Below are 16,016 nucleotides of genomic sequence, written 5' to 3' on the forward strand. Positions count from 1 at the left end.
GTCAACCGATCGGTTGATGCGGGTGCCGAGGGCGCCGCCTACGCTCGCACCACGGCGAGGGGGTGAGATGGAGCGGATCTGGCTCAACCGGGCGATGCACGCCGGCTTCTTCCTGTTGCTGGCCGCCTCCGCCTCCCGCCTGGTCGTGCGCCACGCGATGGACCTCACGACCATCGCGGCCCTGGCCGACGCGGGCCTGCTGGCACTCGTGTACGCGGGCGGCGTCCTGCTGTGGGAGCGCCTGGGCCGCAGGGGCCGGCTGGTCTGGCTGGCGGTCGTACTCGGGTGCTGGCTGGTGCTGGTGGAACTGGCGCCGTCGTTCGCCTGGTGCGCGATCCCGCTGCTGTACCTGTGCCTGCGGCTGCTGTCGTTGCGGATGACGCTGGTCGCCGCGGCCGTGCTGACCGTCGCGGTGATCGTGGCGCAGATCAGCCTGTCCGACCGGTTCGACCCCAGCCTGGTGCTGGCGCCGATCGCCGTGGCGGCCATGACCATCGTGATCTTCTGGGAGCTGAGGAAGGCGGGAATCATGCAGGAGCGCGAGCGTCTCTCGCGGGAGATCCACGACACCCTCGCCCAGGGCCTGACCAGCCAGCGCATGCTGCTGCAGGCGGCCGAGCGGGTCTGGGAGTCCGACCCCGCGCAGGCCCGTTCCTACGTCAGGACGGCGATCGAGGCGGCCGGGGAGAATCTCGACGAGGCCCGCCGGTTCGTGCGTGACCTCGGGCCCGCGCCGCTGGCCGTACGGTCGCTGCCGGAGGCGCTGACGGCGCTGGGCGCGGAGTTCCGGCTGGAGGGTACGGAGTTCCCGCTGGCCGACGGGACGCAGGCCGTACTGCTGAGAGTGGCTCAGGGAGCGGTCGCGAACGCGCGCGAGCACGCCCGCGCGAACCGGGTGATCGTGACGCTCGCCTATCTCGACGACGAGGTGACGCTGGACGTGTACGACGACGGGGTGGGCTTCGACCAGACGATGGCCGTGACCCGCCCGGGACGCGGGTACGGCCTGCGGGCCATGCGCGACCGGGTCGCGGAGGTGGGCGGCACGCTGACGGTGGAGAGCGCGCCGGGGGAGGGCACGGCGGTGGCTGCGAGGATTCCGGTATGAAGCTGTTCCTGGTCGACGACCATCCGGTGGTCAGGGCGGGCATCGCCGCGCTGGTCGGCGGCGAGGCCGACATGGAGATCGTCGGCGAGGCGGAGAACGCCGACGACGCGCTCCGGCTGATCGCCCTGCGCCGGCCCGACGTGGTGCTCATGGACCTGCAACTCGGCGACGGCCCCGACGGCGTCGCCGCGACCAGGAAGGTGCGCGCGCTCGACGACGCGCCGCAGGTGCTGGTCCTGACGACCTACGAGACCGACGCCGACATCGTGCGCGCCATCGACGCGGGAGCCACCGGCTACGTGCTCAAGGCCTGCCCGCCGGACGAACTGTTCCAGGCGATCAGGGCCGCCGCCAGGGGCGAGACGGCGCTCTCGCCCAGGGTGGCGACCCGCATGATGCGTCGCATGCGCGATCCGGGCCCGGCGCTGACCACCCGCGAGATCGAGATCCTGGAACTCCTGGCCCGCGGGGCGGGCAACAAGGAGATCGCCAAGGCCCTGTTCATCACCGAGGCGACGGTCAAGACCCACCTCAATCACGTGTACGGCAAGCTCGGCGTCGACACCAGGACCGGAGCCGTCAGCAAGGCCGTCGAACTCGGCCACATCCGTCTATAGGATCACCTGCCCGATCCTGTCCACCGTCCCGAACGGGTCACCGGCGCCGATGCGGTTCTTGGTGATCCCGATCGAGAGCCCGGTGGCCTTGTCGGCGAAGGCCGCGGTGCCGCCGCTGCCGCCCATGCCGAAGTAGGTGGGGCGGTCGAGCACCTGGGTCAGCCCGACGGAGTACCCGAGCCCCCAGGTCGCCGGCATGCCGACGACCTCGTCGGTCCCGGTGGCCTGCACCGAGGTGGCCTCGGCCAGCCGCGCGGGCGGGATCAGGCCGTTGAGCAGGGCGTCGTACATGCGGGCCAGGCCCCTGGCGGTGGCCGTGGCGCCGGCGTCGCTGGTCAGGACGTCGGCCCGGTTGCTGAAGGCGGCGTCGGGCAGGGCCGCCATCGGCGCGGCGGTGTAGCCGTCCACGACGCGGAAGAACGGGATCTGCGCCGTCATCTCCGGCGTCAGCTCCATCGGCGGGCCCTCGGGGTCCTCGATGACGGCCAGGCGCGGCAGTTCGGCGGCCGGCACGGCCAGGAAGAGCTCGCCGGCGACGCCCAGCGGCAGCGCGACCTGCTCGCGCAGGACCTGGGAGACGGTCTTGCCGGACGTCCGGCGGACGATCTCCCCCATGAGGTACATCCAGGACTGCGGGTGGTAGCCCATCGTGGTGCCCGGCTCCCACCAGGGCTTCTCGTCGGCGACGGCGGCGCACATCTTGTCCCAGTTCGCGATGTCCGCCGCCGTGGTGTCCACGGGCACGCCGGGCACGCCCGCCCGGTAACTGAGGGCATGCCGTACGGTGGCCCGCTCCTTGCCATGGGCGGCGAACTCGGGCCAGTACTCCGCGATCGGCGTGTCATAGGCCAGGAGGCCCTGCTCGGCCAGCAGGTGCACGACCGTGGCGATCATGCCCTTGCCGGTGGAGGTCACGTAGACCGGGGTGTCCGAGGTCATCGGGCGACCGGTGGCGGGGTCGGCGAGACCGGCGACCGCGTCCACGACGAGCTCGCCCTCCCGGTACACGGCGACCTGAACCCCGCGCTCCACCCCGGTCTCCACGAGCTCGTCGATCGTGGCCTGAACGTTCTTCTGCAGATCAGTCATGCCCATAAGACGAGGCATCGCCGGAAAAGGAATCGGGCAGACCCATCTGCGGGAAAAATTCGTGGTCGAAGGTGGTGATCTCGCTGATCAGCGGCCCTTCCATGCGGAAGACGCCGAGCCAGGACGCGGAGAAGACCTCCTCGCCCGGCCGGCGCAGGTACGCGGCGATCGCGGGCTGGCGGTTGACCCGGGCGGGCAGCACCCGCCAGTCGCCCCACGAGGCCTCGCCGGACATCTGCGGGCCCCACGAGGAGACGAACGCCTCGCGGCCGAGGATCCACCCCGGCGTGGGCGGCATGGTCTGCCAGACGTCCGATGCGAGCAGCGCGGGCAGGACCGAAGGATCGCCCTGTTCGAGCGCGTGAATGTAGGCGCGCACCACGGCCAGCTCGTCGGCGCTGCCCGAGCTCATGCGCTGGGCGGGCAGGTGCTCGCGCAGCACCGGCCGGGCACGCTGCAGGGCGCTCTTGACCGCGGTGACGGTCGTGTCGAGCGCCGCGGCGGTCTCCGGCGCCGACCAGCCGAGCACGTCGCGCAGGATGACGATGGCCCGCTGCTTGGCGGGCAGGTGCTGGATCGCCACGAGGAAGGCCAGCTCGATCGTCTCGCGCTCGATGACGGAGTCGAGGAGGTCGTCCGGGTAGGGGCTGATCCAGGACACGTGGGTGGAGACCGGCCACGCCATCCCCGCGTCGGCCGCCATGGGCGTGTCGAGCGGCTCCGGCCGCCGGGGGTTGGCGCGCAGGAAGTCGAGGCAGGCGTTCGTGGCGATCTTGTACAGCCACGCCTTCAGGTTGTCCGGCGGCTCGTCCCGCTTGCGCCAGGCGCGCAGGAACGTCTCCTGGACCAGGTCCTCGGCCTCGTGGTAGGAGCCGAGCATCCGGTAGCAGTGAACGTGCAGCTCCCTGCGATGGCGCTCCAGCTCCTCGGCGTTCACAGCGAGCGCAGTTGCCGGGTGGCGGAGATCGCGCCGGACGTGGTGGTGGTGAAGGTACGCATCGACCCGGCGAACTTGGACAGGTCCCATTCGGCGGGCCCATGGTACCAGTACAGGTTGTCGGCCTGGTGACCGTTGCCGGTGACCGAGGCCACCACCCGCGACCAATGCTCCACGCCATCAAAAATCACGGCGTAGGGCAAATATCGCGAAAAAAGCTCGACTCGGTGCTGCTCGGGGACATTTCCCAGCTCGCCGGAGAAGAGGTACTGCCGGAAGCTCAGCGTGTGCGCCAGCGCCGCCGACCCCTTGGCGGTCTTGGCCGGCATGAACTGCCCGCCCACCGCCAGCGCCGCCCCGGCGATGATCAGGGCCAGGCCCAGCAGCCCGTAGGTGGTGAACCAGGCCAGGCCCACCGTGGCCAGGATCCCGGCGCCGATGAGCACGAAGCCGATCGTGGTCCAGCGCGTCCGCTCGGTGTCGGGCCGCCGGGCGAACCACCCCTGCCGCACGACATCGGCGTACAACTCATCCCGCACTTTCCCGAGATTTTTCGCGAAAGATCCGGACAACTCCGACAGCAGGACGGCGTCCCGGCCCTCGAACACCGCGTCGTACAACGCCTTCTCGTACGGCAGCAAGCCCTCGACCGGCGCGCTCGGCAGCCTGACCAGCGTCCAGTCCGGCGCGTCGTAGGCCTGCCTGGACTGCTCGTCGATCCGCAGGTACCCGCGCACCGCCAGGTCCACGATCGTCGCGGTCACGTCGACCACGTCGGCCTGCTCGTCCACGAGCGTGCCGATCTGACCGGGACGCACCCCGTCCGGCGGTGAGAAGTGCCCGTTCTGCACGGGGTCGACGGCGCTCTCCTGACCGGCGATCCGCGCGTCCCGCCCCCGCGTCCAGTACAGGAGCCCGATCCCGCCCAGCATCAGCACCAGCAGCGCGGCCAGGGCGCCACCGGTGATCCCGTTGAGCGTGAACGCGGCGGCCAGCGAGAAGCGACGCTCCAGGATGGGGGTGCCGGAGCTGGTGCCCTTGGGGTAGCCGACCACGACGGTGAGGGCCTCGCCGGGCGCGAGGTTCTCCTGCTCGAAGTCGGCCTGGGTGGCCCCGTGGTCCATGGAGGCGCTGGTGCAGCCGATGGCCGAGGTCAGCTCGCCGGCGAAGCACGACAGGTTCTGCACCATGCCGGCGCCGGTGACCTTCACCGTGGCCTTGGAGACCGGGACGTTCCAGCCGTTGACCGCGAACCAGCGCAGCTCCTCCACGCCGCCGGACGGCGTGACCGCGCCCTTCACCTCGTAGGTGACGGTGGCGGGCGCCTTGACGGTGAGCACGTCACCGGCGAGCTGGCCGCCCTTGACGTTGGCGATCTGGTAGACGCGGTCGTTGCCGTCGTCGTAGCGGGTCCTGGTGAGGAAGGTCCGCTTGACCTCGCCCGCGCCGCCGATCTTCTCGCTGACCCGGAGCACGCCGTCCTCGCGCAGTTCCAGGTTGACCTGGTCGGTGATCGGTGCGGCGGCCGCGCTCGCCCATGCGGGCGCCGCGGTCAGCGTCAGGGCGGTGGCGCCCAGCAAGGCCAGCGTCAGCCTGATTCCGGTCATGGCGGCAAATCGTATCGGTTCGCCCTATGTCTGGCAGGGGTATGCCTCTGACCAGGGGGAATGATGCTGATCAGGCCGATGCTGGCGGTCAGCGGGGAGCTGCCCATCGCCGCCCAGGAGGCGGCCTGGGCCGCCGAGTTCAAGTGGGACGGGGTACGCGCCGTCGCCTACCTGCTCGACGGCGAGGTACGCCTGCTCTCGCGCAACGACCGCGAGGTGACCGGCGCCTATCCGGAGCTCCGCGCGGACCTGGCCGGTGCGCGGAACATGGTGCTCGACGGCGAGGTCGTCGCGCTCGACTCGTCGGGGGCGCCGGACTTCGGACGGCTCCAGTCGCGCATGCACGTCCGGTCGCCGAGCCGGTCGTTGCTGGCCACGGTGCCGGTCATGTACCACGCGTTCGACGTGCTGCACCTGGACGGGCGTTCGACGTTGCGGCTGCCGTACGAGCGGCGGCGGGCGTTGCTGGAGGAGCTGGCCCTGGATCGGGGGCGGGTGCGGGTGCCGCCGTCGTTTCCCGGCAGCGCCCGCGTGGTCATGGGCGTGGCCCGCGAGCACGGTCTGGAGGGCGTCGTCTGCAAGCGGCTCGACTCGCCGTACCTGCCGGGGCGGCGCAGCGAGCTGTGGATCAAGGTCAAGAACACGCTGATGCTGGACGTGCTGGTCGGGGGCTGGAAGCCGGGTGAGGGCCGCAGGTCGGGGATGATCGGGTCGTTGCTGGTGGGGGTGCCCTCGGCCGACGGCCTGCGGTACGTGGGTCACGTGGGCACCGGCTTCACCGAGCACATGCTGCGCGACCTCGCGGCGCGCATGGCGCCGCTGGCCCGGACGGCCTCGCCGTTCGCGGGGGCGGCCCCCGAGCCGGCCCACTGGGTGGAGCCCCAGCTGGCCGGCGAGGTGGAGTACGCCGGCTGGACCAGGGACGGCGTCCTGCGCCACCCCACGTGGCGGGGCCTCACAGAGTGATCGCGTCGGCCGCGCGCCGCACGCTCTCCTCGGGGGCGGGCCCGGCCGGGTTCTCCTTGGCCAGCGCCTGGTTGAGCGTGACGAACTCGCGCATCCGCTCCTGGTAGCGCCCGAACCCGTCGCCCCCCGCCATCTCCTCGGCCAGCACGTACGCGCCGACCATGGCCAGGCTCGTCCCCTGCCCCGACTTCACCGAGGCGCAGTAGGCGGCGTCACCCACGAGCGCGACCCTGCCCTTGTGCCATGCGGGCAGGTGGACCTGCGCCATCACGTCGAAGTAGAAGTCGCCGGCCGCCCACATCGCCTCCAGCAGCTTGGGCGCGATCCAGCGCAGCTCAGAGCAGGCCGCCGCGACCAGCCGCTTCTGCTGCCCGGTGTCGCGGTGGTCGTAGGCGATCGGCCCCGACTCGAAGCCCATGTTCACCACCAGTTCGCCGTCTCCGGCCGGGTAGAGACCGAACCCGGCCGCCCCCTCGCGGTGCCACACCTGCCAGCGGTCGAGCCCGAGGAAGTTCTCCGCGCGGAACAGCCCCAGGTACATGCCGAGATGCTCCACGAACTGCTCCTCCGGGCCGAAGAGGAGCCCGCGGGTGTTGGAGTGCAGCCCGTCCGCGCCGACCACCCTGTCGAAGGTGCGCGGCGCGTTCCTCTCGAATCTCACGTGTACGGCGGAGCCGTCGTCGTCGAGCGAGGTGATCGAGTCGCCCCACAGGATCTCCACGCCCTCGACGGCGCCCAGGAGCAGCCCCATCAGGTCCTCACGCATGATCTCGATGTCCGGGCTGTCCAGGCGGCCGCCGCTGAAGGTCGACTCCTCCGAGCGCATGACCTCGTCGCCGTCGCCGTCCACGACGGACATGCCGAGCATCTCGGTCCTGAGCGCCTCGGCCGCCTCCAGGACGCCCATGCGTTCGGCGACGGTCAGCGCCGCGCCGCGGACGTCGATGGCCTGCCCGCCGCCGCGCGGCGCCGGGGCCCGCTCGACGAGGGTGACCCGGGCGCCGCGCTCGCGCAGCCAGTAGGCCAGGACCGTGCCGCCGACGCTGGCGCCGGAGATGAGGACGTTCACAATGGTTCTCCCGTTCAGTCGTTGACGCTGTACGCAAACTGAATGTACACAGTACGCACAGTCCGTGCAACAGGCATTTCTGCTACCTTCTGTACTAGAACAGGAGGCTCCATGACCCCGCCATACATCCGGATCGTGGCCGACATCAAGCGGCGCGTCGCAGAAGGCGAGCTGAAGCCGGGTGACAAGGTCCCGTCCACGCGCGGCCTGGCCCGCGACTGGAACGTCGCGCTGGCCACGGCGGCCAAGGCGCTGACCCTCCTGGCTCAGGAGGGCGTGATCACGTCCGAGCCCCGGGTCGGCAGCACCGTCGCCGGCGCCGCCCGCGACCGCGCGCCCACCCCCTCCGACCTCACCCGCGAGCGGATCGTCAGGGTCGCCATCGAGATCGCCGACGCCGAGGGCCTGGCCGCCCTGTCCATGCGCGGCATCGCCGCCAAGACCGGCGCCGCCACCATGTCGCTCTACCGTCACGTGGGCGGCAAGGAGGACCTGGTACGGCTGATGGCCGACGCCGCCTACGGCGAGTTCGACTACCCGGAGCCGCTGCCGGAGGGCTGGCGGGCCCGCTTCGAGTTGTCGGCGCGCGGCCTGTGGTCCCTGTACCGCCGCCACCCCTGGCTGCCGCACGTCACCGCGCTGACCCGGCCGCTGATCCTGCCCAACCTGATGCGGCACGCCGAGTACGCCCTGGCCTCCCTGGACGGCTACGGACTCGACGCCATGACCAGGCAGAACATCCACGTGCTCATCTACAACTACGTGCAGGGCGTGGCCGTACACCTGGAGCGGGAAGCTCAGCAGGACGCGGCGACCGGCATGGGCGACGACGAGTGGATGGACGCGCAGGGGCCCGGCCTGGAGGAGCTGCGGGACTCCGGCGCCTACCCGCACTTCGCCGCCGTCGTCGCCGGGCTGGGCGACGACTACGACCTCGACCTGGACGCCTTCTTCGAGTTCGGCCTGACTCCGCTCCTGAACGGCCTGGCGACCCTCATCGAACCCTCGACATAACGACTTTCGTTATTTACGATAATCGTTATGCGATGGATCGCCAGACTTGAGATCACGTTCAGCATCGGCTTCGTCCTGGGCTGCCTGGGCGCCTTGGCGATGCTGGTCCAGGCGGCCGGCATGGCGTTCGCGGGCACGGCCGGCGGCATCGGGGTCACCCTCAACGTCCCCGGCGCCCTGCCCGCCGGCATGCTGGCCGAGGGGGCGGCCTACGTGGGCTCCGGCGCCGAGGTCGTGGTGCGGCCCGTGGACCCTTCGCCGGCGATCGCCGGCCTCTATCTCCTGGACACGCTGCCCGGCGTCGTCACCGGCCTGCTGGCGGTGGGGATCCTCATCCGCGTGCTGCGCCAGGCCAGGTCCGGCGACCGCGCGCTGTTCTCCGCCGGCACCGCCGGCCACCTGAGCAGGCTCGGCTGGGTCCTCATCGCCGGGTCGATCGCCGCCGCGCTCCTCGGCTGGCTGGCCAAGACGCTACTGTCGTCCATGTTGCTCGCCGAGAGCTTCATGTTCCAGCCGCTTCCCGGCGGCCTGATCGGCGTCGTGGCCGGCGCGGCGGCCCTGGGCATCGCGGAGATCGTCCGCCGGGGCCTGGCCCTGCTCCAAGAGGTCGAGGCCACCATCTGACATGCCGATTCGCATCCGACTCGACGAGCTGCTCAAAGAGCGCGAGATGACGCTCACCGAGCTGTCGCACCGCGTGGAGATCACCGTCGTCAACCTGTCGATACTCAAGAACGGCCACGCCAAGGCCATCAGGTTCTCCACGCTGGTCCGCCTGTGCGCGGCGCTGGAGTGCCAGCCGGGCGACCTGCTGGCATACGACCCGGAGGCGTGAGGTCAGTCGGAGATCGCGATGCGCAGGCGGCGGAAGCCCTTGCCCTTGCTCTCGATCTTGGTGACCTTGATCCGGCCGATCTGGGCGGTGGAGCCCACGTGGGTGCCGCCGTCGGCCTGGGTGTCGAGGCCCACGATGTCCACGATGCGTACCTCCTCGACCTCTTGCGGGACGAGGTTGGTGGCGGTGCGGATGATGTCGGGGATGTCGAACGCCTCCTTGCGCGGCAGCACCCGGATGTCGATGCGCCGGTCGGCGGAGACCTCGGCGTTGCAGGCGTCCTCGACCGCCTCCTTGAAGCCCGGCGGGACCTCGGGGAGGTTGAAGTCCATGCGGGCGGTGAACGGCTCCATGTTCCCGCCCGTGACCAGCGAGCCGTAGTCGCGGAAGACCACCCCGCACAGCACGTGCAGCCCCGAGTGCGTGCGCATCAGCGCGGAACGCCGCTCGTCGGCCACCGCGGCGCGCACCACCGTGCCCACCGGGGGCACCGGATCGCCCTCGGCCGGGATCAGGTGGAGATCGTCGCCTTTGCGTACCCCGGCGATCCGGGTTTCCACGCCCAGCCAGATCAGAACTCCGTGATCCGCCGGCTGACCGCCGCCGCCTGGGTAGAATGCCGACCTGCTCAACACGATCCCGTCGGGCGTCGAGTCCAGCACGACAGCCTCGAATTCGCGCAGGTTCTGGTCGGACAGCTCGAGACGCTCAGTGCGCCCGTAGAGGTCGGAGCTCATGTCCGGCAGCTTAGAGCCCATGAGGTGGTCATGCGCGGCCTGATGCATCGACGTCTGATCGCACCCGCCGCCCTGATGATGGCGTTTTGTACCGGATGCGGCAGCGCGGCGGGCGAGACGGCGGGCCCGGACCCGACTCCGGTCCAGCAGAAGTCCGCGCCGGTGCTCATGTTCGTCGGCGACAGCTTCACCGTCGGCTCCGGCCCCGTCCCCACTTGGAGCTCCTACGCCGCCGCGACCGCCCGCCTGCTCGGCTGGCAGCCCGTGATCGCCGGCGCGGGCGGCACCGGCTACATCAACAAGGGCCGCGTCGGCCGCAGCTTCCAGGACTCCTTCGACGCCGAGCTCTCCTGGCGCCCCGCCCCCGACCTGCTCGTCATCTCCGGCGGCCACAACGACCGCCGCTGGCCCACCCTGGGCGTACGGCGGGCCGCCGCCACACTCCTCTGGACCGCCCGCGCACGCTGGCCCGAGACCCGCGTGGTCATGGTCGGCCCGATCTGGCTGGCCGACGCCCCGCCCAGGGCCTACGCCGTACGCGATGCCCTGGCCGAGGTCGCTGCCCGCGAGGGTGTCATGTTCCTGGACCCGCTGAAGCAGCGCTGGGTCACCGGCCGCCGCTCCGAGATCCTGCTCCCGGACGGCGTCCACCCCACCTTCACCGGCCACGCCCGCCTGGCCAAGTGGCTGTCGGCGGCGCTAGGCCCGGCGGTGGTTCACCAGGGGCCGTAAGGGCCGTTGTTGCCGCCCCTGCCGCCCATGCCCTTCACGGCGGGCTTGACGTCCACGATGTACACCGTGGCCGCGATCACCGCGAGGATCGAGAAGATGCCCAGGCCGATGCCGATGAACGCGGCCCCGCCGACCACCATGAAGGCGTTGAAGTAGGACCAGGCGCCGGCGGCCGAGAACAGGGTGGCCAGGCCGAGGATCAGCAGCCACAGGTTCTTCTGCAGTTTGCCGGCCGAGACGAAGGCGTTCGGCGTCACCCGCACCGCGTGGACCAGCGCGTAGACCGACATGCCGAAGATGCCCGTGGCCAGCACCAGGAAAAGAAGGTTGAGAACGCCGTTGATCATGCTCATGTTGGCTCCGCCCCAGGCTGCGTTGTCGGGCCCAGCCTAGTGCGCAACTCTGGCACGCGGGCAACGAAAGAGCCCGCCCCGGACCGGGACGGGCTCATCGCGCCGCACGCTCAGGCCTTGGCCTTGGGGGTGCGGGTGGTCTTCTTGGCGGGAGCGACGGGGGCGGCGGCAGCCGGCTCGGCGGCCTCGGAGACCTCTTCCAGCTCCAGCGCGGCCTCGCCGCTGACCTTGCTGACGACCTTGCGGCCACGGCTGGCGAACTCCTCGTAGACCTCGGTGGCCTTGTGACCGAGCTCACCGGCGTAGGCACGGGCCTTCTCGGGAAAGTCCTTGGCGAAGCCCTCGGCCTTGCCGGTGAGCTCACGGGCCCGCTCCGGCAGGTCCTTGGCGATCTCGGTGCGGCGGGCCTGCAGCTTCTGGAGCTGCTCGGGCAGCTCACGCAGCTTCTCCACCGCGAAGTCGCCGGCGCCGGCGACCGCGTAGAACGGCTTGGACTCGGTCAGCTTCTTGACCTCGGTTGCAAGCGTCATGGGTTAACCTTCCTTGGTTTCCTGGGTGACGGTGCCGTTGCCGGGGTTCGCCGCGAAGGGCTCCAGGGCGGCGAGAAAATCCCCGGGCAGCGGTTCGTCGTCCGATTCCGGGTCACGCTGGGGATGGGCATTCTGGGAGGTCTGCTCGTCCCCGGCGTGGTTCTCCTTGCGAAACGACTCATAGATATCAATGAGCACCTGGCGTTGCCGCCCGGTGATGTGCGTGTCGGCCCGGATCGCCGCTTCGACGTCGCTCGGCGGCTCTTTGTCCTCGATGAGACCCGCCTGCACGTAGAGCGCCTGCGCCGAGATGTGGAGACCCTTCGCGATCTGGTTGAGGATCTCCGCGCTCGGCTTGCGCAGCCCGCGCTCGATCTGGCTGAGGTAGGGGTTGGAGACCCCCGCCGCGGCGGCAAGCTGGCGCAGCGAGATCTTCGCCTGCTGCCGCTGCTCGCGGATGTACTCGCCGATCGAGCCGACCTTGGGTAGTGCCATGCCTGCATTCTGCCCCATAGTGCTTGCAATTGCAAACGCGGAGCTAGCAGCTGCAAGCGCTCAGAGCGGGATCACCCAGAGGCTGGCCGCGGAGGCCAGCAGCGCGGCCGACAGGCCGAGGTAGCCGTAGCGGAAGTGGGGCTTCAGCTCGGGATCGGGCTTGACCAGGCGGTTCACGCGGGCCATGACGTTGGCCGCGGTCACGCTGCCCAGCATTCCGTGTGGGGTGGGCATGGCGCCGGCCGTACCGAAGCGCAGGAGGGCGGTGGCGAGACGGCGGGGTGAGCAGTAGCGGCGGGCGCGGTCGTCGGCGGCCATCTCCACCAGCAGCTCGACCTGGGCCTGAGCGTCGCGCACGACCTTCGACCAGGGCAGCACGCGGCGCAGCGCGCCGAACGGCAGCAGCACCAGGTCGTGGCGCTCGCGCACGTGCGCGGCCTCGTGGGCGAGCACGGCGGTCAGCTCGTCGTCGGACAGCAGTTCCATCGCGCCGGCGCTGATCACGACCTGCGAGCGCAGGCCGGGCACGCAGTAGGCGGCGGCGCCGGGATGGTCGAGCACGCGCACGCCCGGCACGAACGGGTCGTCGCGCGCGATGAGCGCCAGCAGCGTGCGGTGGCGGCGGCGGGCGCGCAGCGTCTGCGCGGCCGCGGTCAGGGTCACGGCCACGAGTACGGCCAGCGCGGTCAGCCCCGCGACCAGCGCGAACAGATGCGGCCCGTCCCAGGGCTCCACCGGTTCGCGGCCCTGGGCGACGGCGATCAGCCCGTGCAGGAGCCCGCGGTCATAGGGCTGGACGGCGTACGCCAGCATCGAGCCGGTGGTCGCCAGCCCCCAGGCCAGCCCGAGTGCCTGCCACAGGACGATGGCCACGCGGGGCGCGCGGTAGGTCCAGCGCGCGGAGGTGAAACGCCAAGCGCCGAGCGCGCACGCGGTCGCGAGCGCAGCCAGCGCGGCGGCGGTGATCACTCGTCCTCCAGCTCCGTAAGGGCCTTGCGCAGGATCTCCGCCTCGGAGGCGGGGACCGCCTGTGCGAAGCGGGTCAGGGCGGCCGAGCGGTCGCCCGTCATTTCCAGAGCCTCCAGCATAAGCTCGGCGATGTACGTGTCGCGGCTTTCCGCCGGTTCGTAACGCCACGCGCGCCCGTCGCGGATGCGCTCAAGGAAGCCCTTGCGGGTAAGACGGTCGAGAACGGTCATGACCGTGGTGGGCGCGAGATCGCGTTCGGCGATGAGCCGGCCGACCTCGCGGGCTGTCAGCGGGCTGCTCTGCGCCCAGAGGATGTCCATGATGCTGCGCTCTAGCTCGCCAAGACCCTTCACACGCTCCAGCGTAGTACTACAGGTTGTCGAGCAGCCATTCGGGAGGTCGGTGAGATGGACGTCACTCTGGTACAGGGAGATATCACCACGCAGGAGGTCGACGCCGTGGTGAACGCTGCGAACTCCTCGCTCCTGGGCGGCGGCGGAGTGGACGGCGCCATCCATCGGCGGGGTGGTCCCGAGATCCTGGAGGAGTGCCGTCGGCTGCGCGCCTCCCACCACGGGGGCGGGCTGCCCACCGGTCAGGCCGTCGCCACGACCGCGGGACGGCTGCCGGCCCGCTGGGTCATCCACACGGTCGGGCCCGTGTACGCGCCGGGGGAGGACCGCTCGGCGCTGCTGGCCTCCTGCCACCGCGAGTCGCTGCGGGTGGCCGACGAGCTCGGCGCGCGTACGGTCGCCTTCCCGGCGATCTCCACTGGCATCTTCGGCTGGCCGATGGCCGACGCCGCAGGGATCGCGATGGAAGCCGTCACGGCCGCGGAGACGTCGGTGGTGGAGGTGCGGTTCGTCCTCTTCGACGCGGCGGCTTACGACACCTTCAGCGACGTGATTATGAAATTTGCCAGGGAATCGTGACATCTCACGACTTGTCGTGTGAGGAGGGGCTGAGGAAGATCAACCAGTGGCGGACCAGGGGATGGTCAGCTCCCCGAGCCGCCACCTGGTCCGTCCGCCCAGAGGCGCATGCTGGGGGACGGGCCAGGTGGCTCCCAGCACCTCCACCGCCGCCAGCCAGCGCTGACGCAGGCCGTGCGCGCCGTACGGGGCGCTGACCGCCCAGGCGTGATCCCAGTCCTTGAGTAAGGCGTGGATGCGCTCACCGGGCACGTTGCGGTGAATGAGCGTCTTGGGCAGCCGGTCGGCCAGGTCGGATGGCCGCTCGAAGGCGTCGAACCTGGCCGAGAACGTCAGCGTCCGCGGGCCGTTCCTGTCCAGGCCCACCCAGACCGCCCGGTGCCCGACCTCCGAACACGTGCCCTCCACCAGCACGCCGCCGCTCGCGAGCTTGGCGCACAGCTCCTGCCAGTAGTGCCAGGCGTCGGCCTCGCCGTACTGGCGAAGGACGTTGAAGGCGCGCACCACGTCCGGCGGGCGCGGGACCGGCAGCTCGAAGCCGCCCAGCCGGAAGGACAACCCCTCGCGCTCGTACGGCCGCGCCAGCGCCACCCGAGCCGGATCGATCTCGATGCCGATCACCTCGACGTCGGGGCGGATCCTGCGCAACCGGGTGTACAACTCCAGCGTGGTCGTGTGCGAGGCCCCATAGCCGAGATCGACCACCAGCGGGCGGGCGGCGGCGCGCAGGACGTTGCCGTGCACGGCGGCCAGCCAGCGATCGGCCCTGCGCAGCCGGTTGAACCCGGTCGTCCCTCTGGTGATCTCCCCGACCGGCCTACGCACTTACGCGGTGCACCTTGTGCTGGGCCGCCTGGGCGCGGGGGCGGATGACGAGGCGGTCGACGTTCACGTGCGCGGGACGGGTGACGCACCAGGCGATGGCGTCGGCCACGTCGTCGGAGGAAAGAGGGTCGGGCACACCGGCGTACACGCGGGCGGCGGCCTCCGAGTCGCCCCGGAACCTGGTCACCGCGAACCCCTCCGACCGCACCATCCCCGGCGCGATCTCGATGACGCGCACCGGGCTGCCGACCAGTTCCAGGCGGAGGGTCTCGACCATCGCCGTCTGGGCGTGCTTGGCTGCGCAGTAGCCGCCGCCGCCCTCATAGGAGACCAGGCCCGCGGTGGAGGTCAGCATGACCAGCACGCCGTCACCGGACTCGACCAGCTTCGGCAGGATCGCCTGCGTCACCCGGAGCGAACCGAGGACGTTGGTGTCGTACATGTTCTGCCAGTCCTCCAGCCGCGCCTCGGCCACGCTCTCCGTCCCGAGCGCGCCGCCCGCGTTGTTGACCAGCACGTCACAGCGCTCCAGCCCGGCCACGAAGGCGTCCACGGAAGGGCCGGAGGTGACATCCAGCTCCAGGGCCCGGATACCGGGGACCTCGGCGGCCAGCTTCTCCAGCCGGTCGAGCCGCCTGGCGCCCGCCACGACCTCGTACCCCTCCGCGGCCAGCCGCCGCGCGGTCGCCGCCCCGATGCCGCTGCTCGCACCGGTCACCACTGCCGTCTTCGTCATGCCACCCATCCTTCCACGCACCCCCACCCCCCACCCGGCCCCAGAACTCCCCCCATGCCCCGCCCCCCTCCCCACCACACCTCCCTCCCGAACCCCGAGGCACCCACCGGGAGTCCCTCCGGGACCCGGGAGACCACCGGGAGGCATAGCGCGATCCCGAGAGGCGGTGTCCCAGGGCCGATCACCTCCCGAGAGGCGGCCCGGGACACGGGCTCCTCCGGGGCGGGAAGCGGCGTCTGCCGCGAGCCTCGGGTTTCGGGGGGTGTGTCACGGGGCGTGGGCTGCTGGGCATGCGGCGTCCCCTGGGGCGTGGGAGGTGCCGGGGGTGGGTGGTTGGCGGGGCTTGGGTGGGTTTTGGGGGTGGGTCTGGGTGGGGGAGGTGGGGCTGGGCTGGGGTTTTTCAAGGGGGCGTAGGGGTGCCCCTGGGTTTGGTCTGGATGTTGGGTTGTCGGTGTTTGTCGGGAA

General features: G+C 70.9%; 20 protein-coding genes. 8 read left to right on the forward strand and 12 right to left on the reverse strand.

The genetic code is table 11. The features are described from left to right. Window positions 1-67 precede the first annotated feature (67 nt). Together ACFWY5_RS03575 and ACFWY5_RS03580 are read left to right on the forward strand one after the other, a co-directional pair. Window positions 68-1,108 (forward strand): sensor histidine kinase, encoded by a 1,041-nt coding sequence (locus ACFWY5_RS03575; protein WP_379630452.1) that lies wholly within the window; start codon window positions 68-70, stop codon window positions 1,106-1,108. Further along, window positions 1,105-1,725, forward strand: coding sequence for a response regulator (locus ACFWY5_RS03580; RefSeq protein ID WP_379622724.1), 621 nt, complete (start codon window positions 1,105-1,107; stop codon window positions 1,723-1,725). The genes ACFWY5_RS03575 and ACFWY5_RS03580 overlap by 4 nt, the downstream gene beginning before the upstream one ends. Here the strand turns inward: ACFWY5_RS03580 and ACFWY5_RS03585 are convergent. Genes ACFWY5_RS03585 through ACFWY5_RS03595 form a run of 3 tightly spaced genes read right to left on the reverse strand, consistent with a single transcriptional unit; the run spans window position 1,720 to window position 5,358 of the window. Continuing rightward, window positions 1,720-2,814 carry a serine hydrolase domain-containing protein gene (locus tag ACFWY5_RS03585; RefSeq protein ID WP_379630453.1) on the reverse strand — a complete coding sequence of 365 codons (1,095 nt, stop codon included), beginning with the start codon at window positions 2,812-2,814 and terminating at the stop codon, window positions 1,720-1,722. The two genes, ACFWY5_RS03580 and ACFWY5_RS03585, sit on opposite strands and share 6 nt — an antisense overlap. Next, the gene (locus ACFWY5_RS03590; protein WP_379630454.1) at window positions 2,807-3,751 is read right to left on the reverse strand and encodes an RNA polymerase subunit sigma-70; all 945 of its coding nucleotides are present in this window, start codon (window positions 3,749-3,751) and stop codon (window positions 2,807-2,809) included. The genes ACFWY5_RS03585 and ACFWY5_RS03590 overlap by 8 nt, the downstream gene beginning before the upstream one ends. Further along, window positions 3,748-5,358, reverse strand: a complete 1,611-nt coding sequence (locus tag ACFWY5_RS03595) for a DUF2207 domain-containing protein (protein WP_379630455.1) — start codon at window positions 5,356-5,358, stop codon at window positions 3,748-3,750. The genes ACFWY5_RS03590 and ACFWY5_RS03595 overlap by 4 nt, the downstream gene beginning before the upstream one ends. Window positions 5,359-5,418: 60 nt before the next feature. Between ACFWY5_RS03595 and ligD the strand changes: the two genes are divergently transcribed. After that, window positions 5,419-6,324, forward strand: a complete 906-nt coding sequence (gene ligD, locus ACFWY5_RS03600) for a non-homologous end-joining DNA ligase (RefSeq protein ID WP_379630456.1) — start codon at window positions 5,419-5,421, stop codon at window positions 6,322-6,324. On the opposite strand, the gene ACFWY5_RS03605 is transcribed toward ligD, so the two are convergent. Continuing rightward, a complete protein-coding gene (locus ACFWY5_RS03605) occupies window positions 6,314-7,393 on the reverse strand; it encodes an FAD-dependent monooxygenase (protein ID WP_379630457.1) in 1,080 nt (359 codons plus the stop codon). The two genes, ligD and ACFWY5_RS03605, sit on opposite strands and share 11 nt — an antisense overlap. A gap of 111 nt (window positions 7,394-7,504) precedes the next feature. On the opposite strand from ACFWY5_RS03605, the gene ACFWY5_RS03610 reads away from it, so the two are divergent. Genes ACFWY5_RS03610 through ACFWY5_RS03620 form a run of 3 tightly spaced genes read left to right on the forward strand, consistent with a single transcriptional unit; the run spans window position 7,505 to window position 9,242 of the window. Next, window positions 7,505-8,407: a TetR/AcrR family transcriptional regulator C-terminal domain-containing protein gene (locus ACFWY5_RS03610; RefSeq protein ID WP_379630458.1), complete on the forward strand. Its 903-nt coding sequence runs from the start codon at window positions 7,505-7,507 to the stop codon at window positions 8,405-8,407. A 27-nt stretch (window positions 8,408-8,434) separates the two neighbouring features. Then, window positions 8,435-9,031, forward strand: a complete 597-nt coding sequence (locus ACFWY5_RS03615; protein WP_379630459.1) for a DUF2975 domain-containing protein — start codon at window positions 8,435-8,437, stop codon at window positions 9,029-9,031. Between the two features lies 1 nt (window position 9,032). Beyond that, the gene (locus ACFWY5_RS03620; protein WP_379622708.1) at window positions 9,033-9,242 is read left to right on the forward strand and encodes a helix-turn-helix domain-containing protein; all 210 of its coding nucleotides are present in this window, start codon (window positions 9,033-9,035) and stop codon (window positions 9,240-9,242) included. Window positions 9,243-9,244: 2 nt separating this feature from the next. Here ACFWY5_RS03620 and ACFWY5_RS03625 read toward each other — a convergent pair whose 3' ends face one another. Next, on the reverse strand, window positions 9,245-9,979 hold the full coding sequence (locus tag ACFWY5_RS03625) for an alanyl-tRNA editing protein (protein WP_379630460.1): 735 nt from the start codon (window positions 9,977-9,979) through the stop codon (window positions 9,245-9,247). Between the two features lie 42 nt (window positions 9,980-10,021). Between ACFWY5_RS03625 and ACFWY5_RS03630 the strand changes: the two genes are divergently transcribed. Continuing rightward, window positions 10,022-10,711 (forward strand): SGNH/GDSL hydrolase family protein, encoded by a 690-nt coding sequence (locus ACFWY5_RS03630; RefSeq protein ID WP_379630461.1) that lies wholly within the window; start codon window positions 10,022-10,024, stop codon window positions 10,709-10,711. Here the strand turns inward: ACFWY5_RS03630 and ACFWY5_RS03635 are convergent. The 5 genes from ACFWY5_RS03635 to ACFWY5_RS03655 all read right to left on the reverse strand — a co-directional run bounded on the left by ACFWY5_RS03635 (window position 10,696) and on the right by ACFWY5_RS03655 (window position 13,411). Next, complete coding sequence (locus tag ACFWY5_RS03635) at window positions 10,696-11,064, reverse strand: DUF2516 family protein (RefSeq protein ID WP_379622701.1); 369 nt, start codon at window positions 11,062-11,064, stop codon at window positions 10,696-10,698. The genes ACFWY5_RS03630 and ACFWY5_RS03635 overlap by 16 nt on opposite strands. Before the next feature lie 110 nt (window positions 11,065-11,174). Beyond that, a complete protein-coding gene (locus ACFWY5_RS03640) occupies window positions 11,175-11,594 on the reverse strand; it encodes a hypothetical protein (protein WP_379622699.1) in 420 nt (139 codons plus the stop codon). A gap of 3 nt (window positions 11,595-11,597) precedes the next feature. Next, the gene (locus ACFWY5_RS03645) at window positions 11,598-12,089 is read right to left on the reverse strand and encodes a helix-turn-helix domain-containing protein (protein WP_379622697.1); all 492 of its coding nucleotides are present in this window, start codon (window positions 12,087-12,089) and stop codon (window positions 11,598-11,600) included. A 60-nt stretch (window positions 12,090-12,149) separates the two neighbouring features. After that, window positions 12,150-13,058 carry a M56 family metallopeptidase gene (locus ACFWY5_RS03650; protein WP_379622695.1) on the reverse strand — a complete coding sequence of 303 codons (909 nt, stop codon included), beginning with the start codon at window positions 13,056-13,058 and terminating at the stop codon, window positions 12,150-12,152. Next, window positions 13,055-13,411: a BlaI/MecI/CopY family transcriptional regulator gene (locus ACFWY5_RS03655; RefSeq protein ID WP_379622693.1), complete on the reverse strand. Its 357-nt coding sequence runs from the start codon at window positions 13,409-13,411 to the stop codon at window positions 13,055-13,057. The genes ACFWY5_RS03650 and ACFWY5_RS03655 overlap by 4 nt, the downstream gene beginning before the upstream one ends. A gap of 54 nt (window positions 13,412-13,465) precedes the next feature. Here ACFWY5_RS03655 and ACFWY5_RS03660 point away from each other — a divergent pair, with 54 nt between their 5' ends. After that, window positions 13,466-13,990: an O-acetyl-ADP-ribose deacetylase gene (locus ACFWY5_RS03660; protein ID WP_379630462.1), complete on the forward strand. Its 525-nt coding sequence runs from the start codon at window positions 13,466-13,468 to the stop codon at window positions 13,988-13,990. Between the two features lie 39 nt (window positions 13,991-14,029). On the opposite strand, the gene ACFWY5_RS03665 is transcribed toward ACFWY5_RS03660, so the two are convergent. Together ACFWY5_RS03665 and ACFWY5_RS03670 are read right to left on the reverse strand one after the other, a co-directional pair. Further along, window positions 14,030-14,815, reverse strand: a complete 786-nt coding sequence (locus tag ACFWY5_RS03665; protein WP_379630463.1) for a class I SAM-dependent methyltransferase — start codon at window positions 14,813-14,815, stop codon at window positions 14,030-14,032. Continuing rightward, entirely contained in the window at window positions 14,808-15,551 is a 744-nt protein-coding gene (locus ACFWY5_RS03670) for an SDR family NAD(P)-dependent oxidoreductase (RefSeq protein ID WP_379622686.1), read from the reverse strand. Before ACFWY5_RS03670 ends, ACFWY5_RS03665 begins: the two co-directional genes overlap by 8 nt. Between the last annotated feature and the right edge of the window lie 465 nt (window positions 15,552-16,016).

The organism is Nonomuraea sp. NPDC059007 (genome assembly GCF_042740555.1).
Classification (GTDB): domain Bacteria; phylum Actinomycetota; class Actinomycetes; order Streptosporangiales; family Streptosporangiaceae; genus Nonomuraea.

Coding starts and splice junctions, on each gene's coding strand:
- ACFWY5_RS03595 (WP_379630455.1), bottom strand. CDS start 5,358: ATGACCGGAATCAGGCTGACGCTGGCCTTGCTGGGCGCCACCGCCCTG.
- ACFWY5_RS03580 (WP_379622724.1), top strand. CDS start 1,105: ATGAAGCTGTTCCTGGTCGACGACCATCCGGTGGTCAGGGCGGGCATC.
- ACFWY5_RS03615 (WP_379630459.1), top strand. CDS start 8,435: ATGCGATGGATCGCCAGACTTGAGATCACGTTCAGCATCGGCTTCGTC.
- ligD (WP_379630456.1), top strand. CDS start 5,419: ATGATGCTGATCAGGCCGATGCTGGCGGTCAGCGGGGAGCTGCCCATC.
- ACFWY5_RS03640 (WP_379622699.1), bottom strand. CDS start 11,594: ATGACGCTTGCAACCGAGGTCAAGAAGCTGACCGAGTCCAAGCCGTTC.
- ACFWY5_RS03645 (WP_379622697.1), bottom strand. CDS start 12,089: ATGGCACTACCCAAGGTCGGCTCGATCGGCGAGTACATCCGCGAGCAG.
- ACFWY5_RS03610 (WP_379630458.1), top strand. CDS start 7,505: ATGACCCCGCCATACATCCGGATCGTGGCCGACATCAAGCGGCGCGTC.
- ACFWY5_RS03585 (WP_379630453.1), bottom strand. CDS start 2,814: ATGACTGATCTGCAGAAGAACGTTCAGGCCACGATCGACGAGCTCGTG.
- ACFWY5_RS03660 (WP_379630462.1), top strand. CDS start 13,466: ATGGACGTCACTCTGGTACAGGGAGATATCACCACGCAGGAGGTCGAC.
- ACFWY5_RS03575 (WP_379630452.1), top strand. CDS start 68: ATGGAGCGGATCTGGCTCAACCGGGCGATGCACGCCGGCTTCTTCCTG.
- ACFWY5_RS03635 (WP_379622701.1), bottom strand. CDS start 11,064: ATGAGCATGATCAACGGCGTTCTCAACCTTCTTTTCCTGGTGCTGGCC.
- ACFWY5_RS03620 (WP_379622708.1), top strand. CDS start 9,033: ATGCCGATTCGCATCCGACTCGACGAGCTGCTCAAAGAGCGCGAGATG.
- ACFWY5_RS03625 (WP_379630460.1), bottom strand. CDS start 9,979: ATGAGCTCCGACCTCTACGGGCGCACTGAGCGTCTCGAGCTGTCCGAC.
- ACFWY5_RS03670 (WP_379622686.1), bottom strand. CDS start 15,551: ATGACGAAGACGGCAGTGGTGACCGGTGCGAGCAGCGGCATCGGGGCG.
- ACFWY5_RS03630 (WP_379630461.1), top strand. CDS start 10,022: ATGCATCGACGTCTGATCGCACCCGCCGCCCTGATGATGGCGTTTTGT.